Here is a 13,628-nt window from a genome sequence, read left to right as displayed (position 1 = left end):
GCAGAATGGGCGGCACAGACTATTCGCCCATCCTGGAGCCGTTGATTCGTACGCTCAAGGTCCGCCACCCCAAAGAAGACCTGGACGTGATTATCCGGGCCTTCACCATTGCTGAACAACACCATGACGGCCAATTCCGTAAGTCGGGGGACCCCTACATTACCCACCCGGTGGCAGTGGCCACGATCTTGGCTGAATTGGGTATGACGGGCACGACGTTGGCGGCAGCGCTGTTGCATGACACCGTCGAGGACACCTCCTACTCCCTCGAGCAGCTCACCGCCGAATTTGGCGAAGAAGTCGCCCTGCTCGTCGACGGTGTCACCAAGCTCGATAAAGTGCACTTTGGTGCCGCCGCACAAGCGGAGACTGTGCGCAAAATGGTGTTGGCCATGGCCAAAGATGTCCGCGTGCTCCTGATCAAACTCGCTGACCGTCTGCACAATGCGCGCACCTGGCGCTACGTGCCACCGGAGTCCTCGGCTCGGAAAGCCCAAGAGACCCTGGAAATCTATGCCCCTTTGGCCCACCGGCTGGGCATGAACACGATCAAGTGGGAGTTGGAGGATCTCTCATTTGCCGCCTTGTGGCCGAAAATGTACGCCGAGATTGTGCGCCTAGTGGGGGAGCGCACTCCGGAGCGACAAAAAAATATTGCCCAGCTGACCGACATCATCGAACAGACCCTGCGCGAGGCGAAAATCAATGCCACGATCACCGGCCGCCCCAAGCACTACTACTCGATCTATCAAAAGATGCAGGCGCGCGGAAAAGAGTTCAACGATATCTACGATCTGCTCGGGGTCAGGGTCATGGTGGACTCTGTGCGCGACTGCTATGCGGCCTTAGGCGTGCTACACGCCAAGTGGTCGCCGATGCCGGGGCGTTTCAAAGACTATATTGCGATGCCGAAGTACAACATGTATCAGTCGCTTCACACCACGGTGATCGGGCCCCGCGGTAAACCGGTGGAAATCCAGATCCGCACCCATGAGATGCACCATCGGGCCGAATACGGTGTGGCAGCCCACTGGAAGTACAAGCATCGCGGTGGTGGGAACGCCGCGGACACCGCGAGCACACCCGGTTGGCTGAAGGCCGTGTTGGATTGGCAAAAAGATGCTCAGGACCCCGACGACTTCTTGGACTCGCTTCGGACCGAAATAGGGTCCTCGGAGGTCTACGTTTTTACACCGCAAGGTGAAATCAAAGCCCTCCCATCGGGCTCGACACCGGTGGATTTCGCGTACGCGGTTCACACGCAGGTGGGGCACCGCACCGTAGGTGCCAGGGTCAATGGTCGCTTGGTGGCCTTGAACTACGTGCTGAATCACGGTGACTGGGTCGAAATCTTCACCTCCAAGTCCGAAGATGCCGCACCCAGTCAAGACTGGTTGGGCTTCGTCCGCTCCGGTCGTGCTCGACATAGAATCCGGCAATGGTTCTCGAAAGAACGTCGCGAAGAAATTGTCGAACGTGGCAAGGAGCAGTTGACCAAAGAAGCCCGCAAACATCCGTTGCCACTCCAGAAGATCATGAACGCCGGGATTCTGGGCGATGTGGCCGACCAACTCAACGTTGGGGGAGTCTCCGGGGTTTACGCGGCGATCGGTGATGGCAACGTGTCGGTCGAGAATGTGCTGGATCGGGTGGAGAAACTGGTATCACCTCCCAAGCCGGAACCGAAGCTAGTGGACGATAACGACCCCGACACCATCTCCCTGCCACTCATTCCAAGACCAACCCGCGGCTCGGATTCTGGCGTGGTGGTTCCAGGAGCCGGAGACGTGATGGCAAAACTGGCCCGGTGCTGCACCCCGGTGCCACCCGATGAGATCATCGGATTCGTCACCCGTGGTACTGGCATTTCGGTCCACCGTGCCGACTGCAACAACATCAGTAATCTCGCCAACGATTCGGAGCGTCTCATCCAGGTCGATTGGCAACCAACCCAGGACTCGGTGTTCATTGTCGACATCACCGTTGACGCCCTGGACCGGACCTCGTTGCTCTCTGATGTCACCCGGATCCTTGCTGAACACCACGTCAATATCCTCTCGGCCACGTCCACCACCCGGAAGAACAGGATCGCCTCGTCGAGCTTCGTGTTCGAAATGGGAGATCCCGGCTACCTGAAGCACCTGCTCAATGCGATTCGTCGGATCGATGGTGTCTACGAGGTTTACCGGTCCTCCGAGCGGAAAAAGCGCTCGAGTAAGAAATAATCCCTAGGCTGCTGGCTGGACGAGCTGACCATAACGGGCTATCGCGGTCTCCATCCCCGCCAGATGACGCTGTGACGCCAGCGTTCGGGCCAGCCGAGCCTCATCACAGTGCGGTAAGAGCTCGCTGACGGTGCGGAGCTGGTGATTTCCCGGAAAGAAGCGCAACAGGTCGATGATCGTTTGTTCCACACTGGTAAACAGGATCGGACCCAGACTCAAAATGAGCCCGTGGTGGAGGCTCGTCTCCACAGCCTGCATGTACTCGATTTTGCGCATCGTGACCTGGATGCCACGCGTCTTCGACCGCGACATCCGTCGAGGGTGACCACTGACCGCCTGAAAATCCGCTGGTGCAGGGCCTGAGAGATGAATCCAGGCTGCGGTGGAATGAGATAGCGCCCAACGTCCGGTAAATAAGTTGGCACCAAAGCAATAGGCGGCTACTGCTCGTTGCAACACGCTATCGGGATGTTCGGTCTTGATGAAGCTCCCGCCAACTTGTTCACGGATCACGCCACGTAACTGCAAAGCCTGCAATTCGCCTGGGCTCAACGGTGCGTCGGGATGAATTAAGCGACTTACCGCACGGTCGAGACGTTGGCGGGTGGTGGGAACCGGGATCGAGGACGAAGTGTCTGGCTGAGGCATGCCTCCAGAATGTCACGAGGTGGCACCGGGAAAAATACTCAGGACACCATTGTGGACAGCCAGTACTTGGTAGCTGAGGCGGGTGTTCCCGCTGTGGACAGCTAGCCCCGAGGTCTTCATTAACGACCTCGTCGAGACGATCGATCGTGCAGTTACTCGGCCGAGGCTTGGACCGCTTGCAACCAAGCCCGGCGGGCGTCCAGTGCTTCTTGCTTCTCAGCAATCTTGCGTTCATCGCCGGCTTCTTGGGCTTGTGCCAATTCTGTCTCCAGTTGAGCGATGGTTTCTTCGAGCTGGGCCAGGGCAGAATTGGTGCGTGCCTTAGTTTCCGGGTTGGTTCGTGACCAGTGGTCATCCTCGATCTGTTGCAACGCGTCTTCAAGTTCGCGGAAGCCAGCATCCATGCGCGAGATATCCTTGCGCGGAACCTTTCCGGCCTCATCCCACCGAGTGCGTAGATCATTCATGGTAGCCCGGGCTTTCTCGACATCGGTAAAGGGCAGAAGGCTGCGACCTTCCTCCAGGATTTGTTCCTTGACCTGAAGATTCTGCTGGAATTCGCGATCGATCTCGTCGTGAGCGGCCTGACGAGCACCGAAGAACACGTCCTGAGCGGCGCGGAAACGAGCCCACAGCGCATCGTCTTCCTTGCGCGCCGCCCGCGGAGCTTTCTTCCACGCCGTCATCAGATCACGGTACTTCTGCGTGGTGCGAGCCCAATCCGTGGAATGCTGTAGCTCTTCAGCCTCACTGATCAGCTTCTCCTTGACCTTCTTGGCCTCAGCATTCTTGCTATCCAGTTCCGAGAAAAAGGCCCGGCGCGCCTTATCGAACCGATTCCGAGCCGAACGGAACCGCTTCCACAGTGCATCTTCGACGTCTTTGGATAACCGCGGGCCGGATTTCTGGAGTTCCCGCCAGCTCTCAAAGAGCTCCTTCATCCGGTTGGAGGTCTTCTTCCAGTGAATCTGTTGGGGATCTTGTGCAGCCAGTTCCTCGGCTTCGTTGACCACTGCTTCACGCTGCTGGCGCTGTTCTTCCAAGGCCTCGGCCCGGGCCTGCTTTTCCCGCTCGCGCCGATTCTCGAGGGCGGTGGAAAGCTGTGCAACCTTCTCCCGCAACGCTGACATATCACCGACCATGCCACGAGCCTCCACGGCATCGGCTAGAGGCTTCAGCGTCTTCGTCAGCTCGTTGGTGGCGGTATCGGTGGACAAGCGTTGCTCCAGCAGGAGCAACTGTGCCATCACGTCATCGTATTTGCGCACGAAGTAGGCCAGCGCTTGGTCTTCAGTGGCATCGGTGACCTGACCTACTTCGAGCCGGTCGTCACCATCGATCAAGAACACGGTGCCGTCCTCGGCGACATCAGCGAACGGGCGCGCCTGTGCCAGATCCGTGTGGAAGTCCGGCACGGCCGGAGCAACCGGAGTCTTCGGCGTCGCCGTGGCCGGTACTGTCAGCGGAGTCCCCGGTTTGGGAGCCAGAGCGCTGGGTTTGGGGGCCGGCGTCGGCTCGGGAGCCGATTCGGTAGCTACCGTGGATGCCAACACGTCCTGTTCCTGGGCCTCAGCGGCTTCCTGGACCTCAGTACCATCGGCGGACTGTTGGTCCACAGTCTGGCTTTCTGTCGCCGGGCTGGTCTGTTCGGCATCGGACGGGACGGGTTGTGGGTTGTCGGATTCTTGACCGTTAGTCACCGCTAAAACTCTCCTGGTATTGGCCGGGTGTGCCTGCCTCCATAAAATGGAGAATCGGCACACATGGTCACAAATAGCCTACCCCGATAGGCATAGAATGGCATGGTATTCAGTGAATCGATGCCGAAATGACATCCCAGCGGCATCACCGCAATCGACCCCTGGAGAACGCAACACACTATGGCACGGAAGAGCTCCCTCTCTGGCTTCAACGAATGGTTACCAGCTGAACGCATGGTGGAATTGCATGTGTTACAGACATTGACCGAGGTCTTCCGGCTCCATGGGTTCACCAATATTGAAACTCGTGCTGTGGAAACTCTCGGTACCCTGTTACGTAAGGGAGAGATCGACAAAGAGGTCTACGCGGTATCACGCTTGCAAGGTGATGAAGACCAAGCCAGCGACGACCCCAACCGCCTGGCCTTACATTTCGACCTCACCGTTCCCTTCGCCCGGTACGTCACCGAAAACGCCGGATATTTGCACTTCCCGTTCCGCCGCTACCAAATTCAGAAAGTCTGGCGGGGTGAACGCCCCCAAGAAGGTCGTGCCCGTGAATTCACCCAGGCCGATATCGATGTGGTCGGCGACGGTCAGCTGGGTTTCCGCTACGACATCGACGTCGCCCTCGTGATGGCCGAAGCTCTCAGTAAACTTCCCATTGGCGAGTTCACCATTCGGATTAATAATCGCAAACTCGCCGAAGGCTTTTACCGTGGGATTGGGTTGGACGACACTGAGGGCGTGTTGCGCAATATTGACAAGCTAGAAAAAATCGGTGCTGAGAAGGTTGCCGAAGCGCTGCAGGATGAAGTTGGGGCCACCGCTCAACAGGCCGAACAAGCCCTGGCCTTGGCCCAGATTCGCACCGAAGACACCGGATTCGTTGATCAAGTTCGTGCTCTCGGCGTGGAACACGAACTGCTGGAGGAAGGTCTGACCGAGCTGGCCGAGGTCATCGATCAGCTCCACCGCCGGGTTCCGGGCACCGCCGTGGCGGACTTATCCATTGCCCGTGGTTTGGACTACTACACCGGTACGGTGTATGAAACCGTGCTGGTCGGTCACGAACAACTCGGGTCAATTTGCTCTGGTGGTCGCTACGACTCGCTGGCCACCAAAGGCAAGCGCAGTTTCCCCGGTGTGGGGCTATCCATCGGCGTGACTCGCCTGGTGATGCGTATCCTGTCGCAGACCATGGCCGAAGCCTCGCGCTCGGTACCCAGCTGTGTGCTGGTGGCGCTGACCCACGATCAGGACTGGGACACCGCACTGGATACCGCTCAACAGTTGCGTGAGCGTGGCATTAGCACCGAGGTCGCGGTCTCGGCCGAGAAATTCGGTAAGCAGATCAAATACGCCGATAAGCGGGGCATCCCCTTCGTGTGGTTCTCCTCGGTCGCTGAGGATGGCAGCGTCTCCCACGAGGTGAAAGATCTTCGCTCCGGGGAACAAGTCCCAGCTGATCCCACCACCTGGATGCCACCGGCCGACGACCTGGACCCTCAGGTACGAGCCACACGTTAGGGGCCAGCGCGCCTCCAGGCCACAGGCTCCAGGCACGAGACAGAGCCGGTAGAATACAAAGCTGATCGTGTCCACGAGCATCAGATAGACAAACCACAACACGTTTAAGGGGTCGTTGCACTGTGTTGCGCACTCATCAGCTTGGCGAGCTCACCGCCGAGAACATCGGAGAAACCGTCACCGTGGCAGGCTGGGTGGCCCGCCGGCGCGATCACGGAGGGGTAGCCTTCGTCGATCTGCGTGATGTCTCGGGGCTGGGCCAGATCGTCATCCACGATGAGGCAGATTTCGATCACCTGCGCAACGAATACGTCCTGCAGGTTACCGCCGAGGTCCGACGTCGCCCCGAAGGCAACGAGAATCCGAACATCACTTCCGGGGACGTCGAGCTGTTTGCCTCGGAGGTCACTGTACTCAATGCCGCCGCCCCGTTGCCCTTCCAGATCGATGAGCACGTCGAAGTCGGGGAAGAAGCCCGCCTGCGCTACCGGTACCTGGATCTGCGTCGCCCGGAGCCGGCCCGGATTATCCGCCTACGCTCGGAGGTCAACCGGGTGGCACGCACGTTGCTGGCCGAGGAAGGATTCCATGAGGTCGAAACCCCAACCCTGACCCGCTCCACTCCAGAAGGCGCTCGCGACTTCTTGGTTCCGGCCCGGCTAGCACCGGGCTCGTGGTATGCGCTACCGCAGTCCCCGCAACTGTTCAAGCAGCTTTTGCAAGTGGGCGGTATTGAACGCTACTACCAGATCGCCCGTTGCTACCGCGACGAGGACTTCCGCGCCGACCGTCAGCCAGAGTTCACCCAGCTGGATATTGAGGCATCGTTCGTAGAAGAAGACGACGTGATCGAGTTAGCCGAAAAAATCATTGCCCAGCTATGGTCGCTGATCGGGGTGGAACTGTCGGCCCCATTTCCGCGGATGACCTACGCGGAGGCCATGGCCTCATACGGGACGGACAAGCCGGATTTGCGCTTTGGCTTGGAACTGACCGAGCTGACCGAGTACTTCGCTAACACCCCTTTCCGGGTGTTCCAGAACGACTACGTCGGCGCTGTGGTGATGCCCGGTGGCGCTTCCCAGCCGCGTCGCACCCTGGACGCCTGGCAAGAATGGGCCAAGCAACGCGGTGCCAAGGGGTTGGCCTACGTGCTGATTCAGGATGACGGTGAGCTAACCGGCCCGGTCGCGAAGAATATTTCCGAAGACGAAAAGGCCGGGCTGGCTGATGCCACCGGCGCCCAGCCCGGGGACTGCATCTTCTTCGCAGCCGGCAAGCCCACCGAGTCCCGTGCGCTACTGGGGGCAGCTCGGGTGGAAATCGGTCACCGCACCGGTTTGATTAAGCACCCCTCCGAAATCGCCGCAACCGACCAAGACTGGGCATTCGTCTGGGTTGTGGATGCTCCGATGTTCGAACCCGCTGACGAAGCGGTGGCCGCCGGAGATGTGGCCGTTGGGTCCGGCGCCTGGACAGCGGTCCACCATGCCTTCACCTCGCCCAAACCGGAGTTTTTGGACACTTTCGACACCGACCCGGGCTCGGCATTGGCCTATGCCTACGACATTGTCTGCAATGGCAATGAAATTGGTGGTGGCTCGATTCGTATCCACAATCCCGAGGTTCAGCAACGTGCCTTTAACGTCATGGGCATTACCGATGAAGAAGCCCGGGAGAAGTTCGGGTTCTTGCTGGATGCTTTCCAATACGGGGCACCCCCGCACGGCGGAATTGCCTTCGGGTGGGACCGGATCGTGGCCCTGCTGGCCGGAACCGACTCAATCCGTGAGGTGATCGCCTTCCCGAAGACCGGTAACGGTTTCGACCCGCTCACCCAGGCTCCGGCGCCGATCACCGCTCAGCAGCGCAAGGAAGCTGGCGTGGATGCCAAACCGGAGCCCACGACATCCGAGAAGTCAGAATAATCTGACCACCTGTGCAGAGTGCTGGAACGGGATCTGGGGGGTGCTTCTATCGTTTTCGTCAAGCCGCTGGTGTTAGTTGGGCTGGTCGCGATTCGTAGAAGGTGCCGTTTCTGAGTATGGCGAATAGGATGTCAGTTCTTCGACGGGCTAGGGCGATGAGGGTTTGGTTGTGACGTTTGGTTTCGGCGCGTTTTTATCATAGTAGGCGCGCGAAGCGGGGTCGTCTTTGATCGAGGCAAAAGCAAACAAAAACAGCGCCCGTTTGAGGACTTTGTGGCCACGTCTGCAGGGCGCTTGGCCGCGGGTCGAAGTCCCCGATTGGCCAGTGACGGGTGCGATGCCAGCATACGCGGCCAGGTCTGCTGCGGATTTAAAGTCTTTGCCCACCACTTCGGTGAGGATGCGTGCTGGTGTCCTGATCCCTACGCCGGGCATGGATGTCAGGAAGTCGGTAAGTCGCTACGCATCAACTACTGACAGGATCTCAGTTTCGATGTCGAGTCGTTGTTGGGTGAGCTGCTGAAGTTGGGTAGCCAAGCGCCCGATAATATGTTCAGCGACTCTGGTTCCTTTCACGACGGTGGTTTGTTCGGTGAGTGCTGCCAAGATCTCGTCGCTGAGTCGAATCGGGATACGGGGCGCGAGTTTGTTCAGCCTGGTTCTGACATGACCACGCCCAGCCCGTTGGAGGGCTGCTGGGGTGGGATACCGGCCCAGCAGATCCACCACCGCTGGATGAGCGAGTCGAGGTCCTAGTACTGTCTCCAGCGAGGGATGGATCTGGGTCAGCAGGTCTGGCAAGCGATTGCGCACCTGGGTCAGTTGTGCGGCAGTTCGGCAAGGTGCTGTTCAGCTACAGCCATACCGCGTAGCGTATGGGGCATGGTGCCTGCTGTTTCAGCGATAATGTCGGCGTCTCGAGCATCCGTTCTGGCCTGGCCCGGATGCAAATCGGCTACCCGGCGCATGGTTAATCCAGGCACATACGGCATCTGAATCCCACGCTGTTGCGCAACGGCAATCACCAATGTGCCGATAGTCTTGGGCTGATCCACGACCACCCACGGCTTAGCGTGTTGGGCCACAAGATCTTTCAGCAGTTCCTGAATCCTCGGTTCAGATGGTGGCAGTGATTTGTCATGTACCACCGTGCCATCGGGTGTGACAGTGGTGGCATGATGGTCGGTCTGGCCGATGTCGATGCCACGAAACAGGTGGAGTTTTATCGGCCAGTTTCTGTGGTTCAGTCCAGTACACGACCAGGTCACCGATGGTTCCTGCGTTCACATCCACGTTACACAGTGCCACCATGATCACAGCGTGCTTGTCGTAGCGATCCGAACGAACCAGACCGGTTCCGGTGACAACACCCCTGGATCATCAATGACTGGGGGCAAACATCATGCCGGAACCACCCGGTAACCTACACCGCACATCCTGCCGGAAAACAGCGACACCTAAAAAGTAACGAGGCGTCGTTGGTTGACGCTGAGGTGCCAGGCTGGCAGAAGGTCCTGCTGCCCGGTGGTCCAGTTCTTCGAGCGGGATTTCACCTGTATCAGGCCGTTGAGCCTGGCCCGGCGTTCCACGAGCTGCCAGATGATGGTCGTGGTGTTGGTCTGCGGGGCGGAGATCGTGAACTCGGTGATCTCCAACTCGCGTAACTCGTCTAGTAGGGTGGGGACTTCATGGTCGAAGACCTCGCGGGTGAGATCGACTAGTTCGTTGCCTGCTTCCAGGGTGTCCTTATAGCCCGAGACAATCGCCATCAGATTCTTCTCCTGGCGAGTCTCGATTTGCTCATCAAGTGCTCCGATTGTGCGCATCGTATCCATCCTTTGTTCTTGGCGTGTATTCGGTCATGTCTATACAGCCATAGGTGCGCGCACATATCTAGCCATAAAATCTCTCGTCAGGCACTGTTTTTCCGAGATATACAGCACTTGTGCCGCCAGGTTTTCTGGGTGCTGGTTTTATGCGCAGGCTTTCACCGGTGGGGTGCGCCAGGCCGCATCCCCGGTCAGGTTCGCCAGCAGGGTGCGCCACAGCGCTTTGTCCTCAGGCCCAATGAAACCGAGGAAAGCAGGAAACATCACATCGTGTAATAATCATTCCCTTCTGCAGGTGGAAGTGAACTTTGAGGATGGCTCGGCTTTCGCACATCCATCGTGGCCACGCCTTCCAGACGACTGCCCAACGTGTGGCACTGGCGATCCCGCCACCTGGGAAGTCTTCGGCCACTATCTCCAGCAGATCTGACAATGGCCGAACCGACAGAGCAGGCCATACGTCTGAAGCCAGTCCGGGGGCGGAAGCTCCGCGACGGCATGTGGGTGGTCGTCGCCGACGGCTCGGAACCGCTTGTAGTCAGCGAGCCCGTCGCACACGCACTCCGAGCACAGGACGATCATGCCTCCATCATCGCCCCGCTAGCCGCCACGTTGTCAGATGCGGGATTCATGTGCGACTTCTCTGAGGAGGTCCGGCAACCTCCTGCCGCGCCCGTTAGTGGGAGGTGGAAGGTCGCGCGTGCGACGCTGTGGGTGGCCGGAGTAGCGCTCTGCCCCTCCGCAATCGTGCTCCTGCTCCAAGGCGGCATTCCCACCGGCGCGGACGTCATCTCCGCAGGCTCGCATCCGCTGCTCGTGATTGCCGTGGCGCTCGCCGTAGCGATCACCACGGCCGTGCCGCATGAGCTTGCGCACATCGGCTTCGGGCGCAGGTTCGTGCGCCCAGGAGGTACCGTGCGAATGCGCGTACTTCAGGCGGCCGCCACCACCAATCTCACGCACGTCTGGGCGTGGCCATTGTCACCACGTCTATCAGCGGTTGCTGCAGGCGTGGTAGTCGACTTCGCATTCCTAACGACGGCGCTTGCCTGGCGTGCCCTGACAGGCTCGTGGATCGCGACCGTCGCCGTTGCAGTGATGGTCGTGCGCCTCGTGTGGCAGTTCAGATTCCATCGAAATTGCGATGGTCGTCACATGGCAAAGATGTTGCTCGATGCCCCCACGATCGACACCGTCACTAGGAAGTTACTCACGGCCCGGCTCTGGACATCTGCACCCATAACGCCTTGGCTATGGCTTGCGTTGGTGGCAGTTGGCGCATTGGCTGAGCTCGCCCTACTGGCGATCTGGCTCGTGCCCGCCATTCTGCGGCTGTTGGGAGTACTCTGACTCCGTACTTGCGTCGTAGAGCGTGTGGGCGAGCGAGAGCACAGCCGTCTTGTACAGCTCGGGCTTGACGTTGTCCGGATCGAACAGCCCCAGAGCGGATAATCCTAGATCGAGCGCCGTCAGGATGCGGAACTGATCTCCAACCGGGATGCGAGCGAAGGTGCTATCGGATGGGATCGGCGACTCCGCAATTGAGATATCGTCGGCAGGCGAGATGAACTCCAGAAACCGTGCGGTCAACTGCTCGTCCCGCAGGGCGTAGGGAATGAAGTCAAACAGTAGGCGGACATAGCTGGAGCGATCACCGCTCCTGGCTGTCAGTATCCAAGCATCGCACCAAGCCTCTAGGCGCTCGCGGTCGTCAGTAGCGCGATCAAGGATCGCGTGGAAGTCCTGAGCTTCCTGCGAGAGTGTCTGACGATACCGGATTACCTCCAGGATCAAATCACCCTTGTTACGGAAGTTTGAATAGACCGCCCCCTTAGTTAGACCGGCTTCTAAGGCCACATCATCAAGAGAAGCACCCTCCACGCCACGCGCAGCGAAGATACGCTCACCCGCCTCAAGCAATAGCACTCTGTTGCGTTGCCGTTGCTGAACGCGTGTCATCCGAACCATAAACTCCATTCTATTAGACAGCACCCCCGGCACACCCCGGAGGTCGCGTCACCATTGATTCACATTGCAGATACCAATAGTATGTGAAATATGTTAAGCTCGACCCCTCCCAGCCAACCACTCCTGCTGGAGGCGATCACCAAGACGTTCCAGCGAGGAGCTGTCGCGGCGAATGACGCCATCAGTCTCACGTTCCACCCCGGAGAGCTGATCGCGCTCATCGGACACAACGGGGCAGGCAAGACTACCCTTCTCAACCAAATCGTCGGCACGGCCAAGCCTACCTCCGGCGATATCCGCTACGGCACAGAATCGCTCGCGAAAAACCCGGATCTGGCTCGGCGCATCGCCTCGATGATGCCGCAGATGCACGCTCCTCTAACTGGAGTCACACCCCGCCAGGCGATCACATCCATCGGCAGACTGCGGGGCCTTTCGGCGAGAGATGCACGCTGCGAGGCCAGCGCTCTCATAAACGAGCTCGACATCACACCGTGGCAGAATGTCGGAGGTGAAAAATTGTCTGGCGGACTGCGCCGCCTGACCTCATACGCGATGGCCGTGATCGCGCCTCCACCTGTCCTGCTCATCGACGAGCCAACCAACGATGTCGACCCGACGCGACGTCCCCTGATCTGGCGGAACCTGCGCCAACTCGCTAACGCGGGACACATTATCATCGTCGTCACTCATAATCTGCTCGAAGTGCAACGGACCGCCGACCGCTACGTACTGCTTCAGAACGGCCAGGTGCTGATTGACAGCACCCCGAGGCAGCTATCGCAGCAGGCGCAAACAACCAGCCTCAGCGTTTCCGTCCGATCCCGCGCCGACCTCACAAAGACCCCATCAGCCTCGCGGGTTCATCCAATCGACGACGGGCAACTTCGACTCGACCTCGAACCCAAGCATATTCCCGGCGCCGTGGCTTGGGTCCTCGAACAGGTTGAGGCCGGAAACGTAGACAGTTACGTGCTCGCACCGGCATCCCTGGAATCGCTGTATGAAGGGATCACTAATGTCCGTTAATAACGCGTCTACTCAGACCGTTAGGTTGCCTCGCAAACTCGGGTGGTTCCGTAGCTGGACCGGTCTCGTGCGTTGGAGCTTGCTCCGCCATAAATATCTACTCCCTGTTTTCACTGCGGTCCAGGCACTGTTTGCCGTCGCGGTCATATACGGCCTGGCCTTACTCATCCCCGACATCGATAGCGAAGCTGCCCGCTATCTGTCCTCCGGTGCCTGGACCCTCGGCATCATTGCGGTCGGATGCGTCCTCGCTCCGCAAATCACAGGCTCTTCGAAGCAGGAAGGCCTCCTCGACTACCAACGGACACTCCCGGTTCCCCGCTCGGCGATTCTCCTCGCCGATGCTGCGGTTTGGAGCCTTGCAGCCCTTCCCGGAATCGCGGTCGGCATGCTCGCAGCGGCCTTCCGATTCGGGGTTGACATCCAGGTCGATGCGCTCACCGTCGCCGCCGTGCTCGGCGCGCAGTTCACGATGGTGAGCATCGGGTATGCCATCGCGTTCTGGCTGCCCCTCAACGCCACGTCCCTAGTAACGCAGATCATCATGATCGGCGGTCTGTTGTTCACTCCGATCACATTCCCAGCCGAGCGCCTTCCGGAATGGGCGGTCACAATGCATCAGTTCCTTCCGTTCGCGCCAATCGGTAATCTCATCCGAGAGGCCACTTTCCGTGCCGGTGACCCCCAACTGCTGAACCTCGTCGCTGCGGTTAGTTGGGCTGTTGCCGCCTACACCGTGGCCTATTTGGCCCTCCGGAAAAGGAGCTGACC

11 protein-coding genes and 1 pseudogene are annotated in these 13,628 nt (G+C 59.2%); 6 read left to right on the top strand and 6 right to left on the bottom strand.

From position 1 onward, the window contains the following. The first annotated feature begins 5 nt into the window (after positions 1-5). Positions 6-2,225: a bifunctional (p)ppGpp synthetase/guanosine-3',5'-bis(diphosphate) 3'-pyrophosphohydrolase gene (locus tag DCC27_RS04300; protein ID WP_233487884.1), complete on the top strand. Its 2,220-nt coding sequence runs from the start codon at positions 6-8 to the stop codon at positions 2,223-2,225. Between the two features lie 3 nt (positions 2,226-2,228). Here DCC27_RS04300 and DCC27_RS04295 read toward each other — a convergent pair whose 3' ends face one another. Next, positions 2,229-2,873 carry a hypothetical protein gene (locus tag DCC27_RS04295; RefSeq protein WP_110100483.1) on the bottom strand — a complete coding sequence of 215 codons (645 nt, stop codon included), beginning with the start codon at positions 2,871-2,873 and terminating at the stop codon, positions 2,229-2,231. Between the two features lie 152 nt (positions 2,874-3,025). Next, positions 3,026-4,573, bottom strand: coding sequence for a DUF349 domain-containing protein (locus tag DCC27_RS04290; protein ID WP_233487858.1), 1,548 nt, complete (start codon positions 4,571-4,573; stop codon positions 3,026-3,028). Between the two features lie 180 nt (positions 4,574-4,753). Here DCC27_RS04290 and hisS point away from each other — a divergent pair, with 180 nt between their 5' ends. Further along, entirely contained in the window at positions 4,754-6,103 is a 1,350-nt protein-coding gene (gene hisS / locus DCC27_RS04285; protein ID WP_110099682.1) for a histidine--tRNA ligase, read from the top strand. Positions 6,104-6,225: 122 nt separating this feature from the next. Further along, complete coding sequence (aspS, locus tag DCC27_RS04280) at positions 6,226-8,031, top strand: aspartate--tRNA ligase (protein WP_110099681.1); 1,806 nt, start codon at positions 6,226-6,228, stop codon at positions 8,029-8,031. A 58-nt stretch (positions 8,032-8,089) separates the two neighbouring features. Here the strand turns inward: aspS and DCC27_RS04275 are convergent. The 3 genes and pseudogenes from DCC27_RS04275 to DCC27_RS12645 form a co-directional block, all read right to left on the bottom strand. Next, positions 8,090-9,257: pseudogene (locus tag DCC27_RS04275) on the bottom strand (IS110 family transposase). 231 nt (positions 9,258-9,488) lie between these two features. Beyond that, entirely contained in the window at positions 9,489-9,857 is a 369-nt protein-coding gene (locus DCC27_RS04270) for a hypothetical protein (RefSeq protein ID WP_110110310.1), read from the bottom strand. A gap of 147 nt (positions 9,858-10,004) precedes the next feature. Further along, positions 10,005-10,127 (bottom strand): hypothetical protein, encoded by a 123-nt coding sequence (locus DCC27_RS12645; RefSeq protein ID WP_255410742.1) that lies wholly within the window; start codon positions 10,125-10,127, stop codon positions 10,005-10,007. A gap of 165 nt (positions 10,128-10,292) precedes the next feature. Between DCC27_RS12645 and DCC27_RS04265 the strand changes: the two genes are divergently transcribed. Continuing rightward, on the top strand, positions 10,293-11,210 hold the full coding sequence (locus DCC27_RS04265) for a hypothetical protein (protein ID WP_110100485.1): 918 nt from the start codon (positions 10,293-10,295) through the stop codon (positions 11,208-11,210). On the opposite strand, the gene DCC27_RS04260 is transcribed toward DCC27_RS04265, so the two are convergent. Then, complete coding sequence (locus tag DCC27_RS04260; protein ID WP_158278409.1) at positions 11,157-11,819, bottom strand: TetR/AcrR family transcriptional regulator; 663 nt, start codon at positions 11,817-11,819, stop codon at positions 11,157-11,159. The two genes, DCC27_RS04265 and DCC27_RS04260, sit on opposite strands and share 54 nt — an antisense overlap. A gap of 99 nt (positions 11,820-11,918) precedes the next feature. Between DCC27_RS04260 and DCC27_RS04255 the strand changes: the two genes are divergently transcribed. Next, positions 11,919-12,857, top strand: coding sequence for an ABC transporter ATP-binding protein (locus DCC27_RS04255; protein ID WP_110100487.1), 939 nt, complete (start codon positions 11,919-11,921; stop codon positions 12,855-12,857). After that, positions 12,847-13,626: an ABC transporter permease gene (locus DCC27_RS04250; RefSeq protein ID WP_110100488.1), complete on the top strand. Its 780-nt coding sequence runs from the start codon at positions 12,847-12,849 to the stop codon at positions 13,624-13,626. Before DCC27_RS04255 ends, DCC27_RS04250 begins: the two co-directional genes overlap by 11 nt. Positions 13,627-13,628 lie beyond the last annotated feature (2 nt).

The sequence above is a fragment of the Auritidibacter sp. NML130574 genome (genome assembly GCF_003185725.2).
Classification (GTDB): Bacteria; Actinomycetota; Actinomycetes; order Actinomycetales; family Micrococcaceae; genus Auritidibacter; species Auritidibacter ignavus.
This window is presented reverse-complemented; position numbering and strand designations above follow the sequence as displayed.

Excerpts from the sequence above, each read along its gene's own strand:
- DCC27_RS04250 (WP_110100488.1), top strand. The coding sequence starts at position 12,847 with ATGTCCGTTAATAACGCGTCTACTCAGACCGTTAGGTTGCCTCGCAAA.
- hisS (WP_110099682.1), top strand. The coding sequence starts at position 4,754 with ATGGCACGGAAGAGCTCCCTCTCTGGCTTCAACGAATGGTTACCAGCT.
- DCC27_RS04255 (WP_110100487.1), top strand. The coding sequence starts at position 11,919 with ATGTTAAGCTCGACCCCTCCCAGCCAACCACTCCTGCTGGAGGCGATC.
- DCC27_RS04260 (WP_158278409.1), bottom strand. The coding sequence starts at position 11,819 with ATGACACGCGTTCAGCAACGGCAACGCAACAGAGTGCTATTGCTTGAG.
- DCC27_RS04265 (WP_110100485.1), top strand. The coding sequence starts at position 10,293 with ATGGCCGAACCGACAGAGCAGGCCATACGTCTGAAGCCAGTCCGGGGG.
- DCC27_RS04270 (WP_110110310.1), bottom strand. The coding sequence starts at position 9,857 with ATGCGCACAATCGGAGCACTTGATGAGCAAATCGAGACTCGCCAGGAG.
- DCC27_RS04295 (WP_110100483.1), bottom strand. The coding sequence starts at position 2,873 with ATGCCTCAGCCAGACACTTCGTCCTCGATCCCGGTTCCCACCACCCGC.
- DCC27_RS04300 (WP_233487884.1), top strand. The coding sequence starts at position 6 with ATGGGCGGCACAGACTATTCGCCCATCCTGGAGCCGTTGATTCGTACG.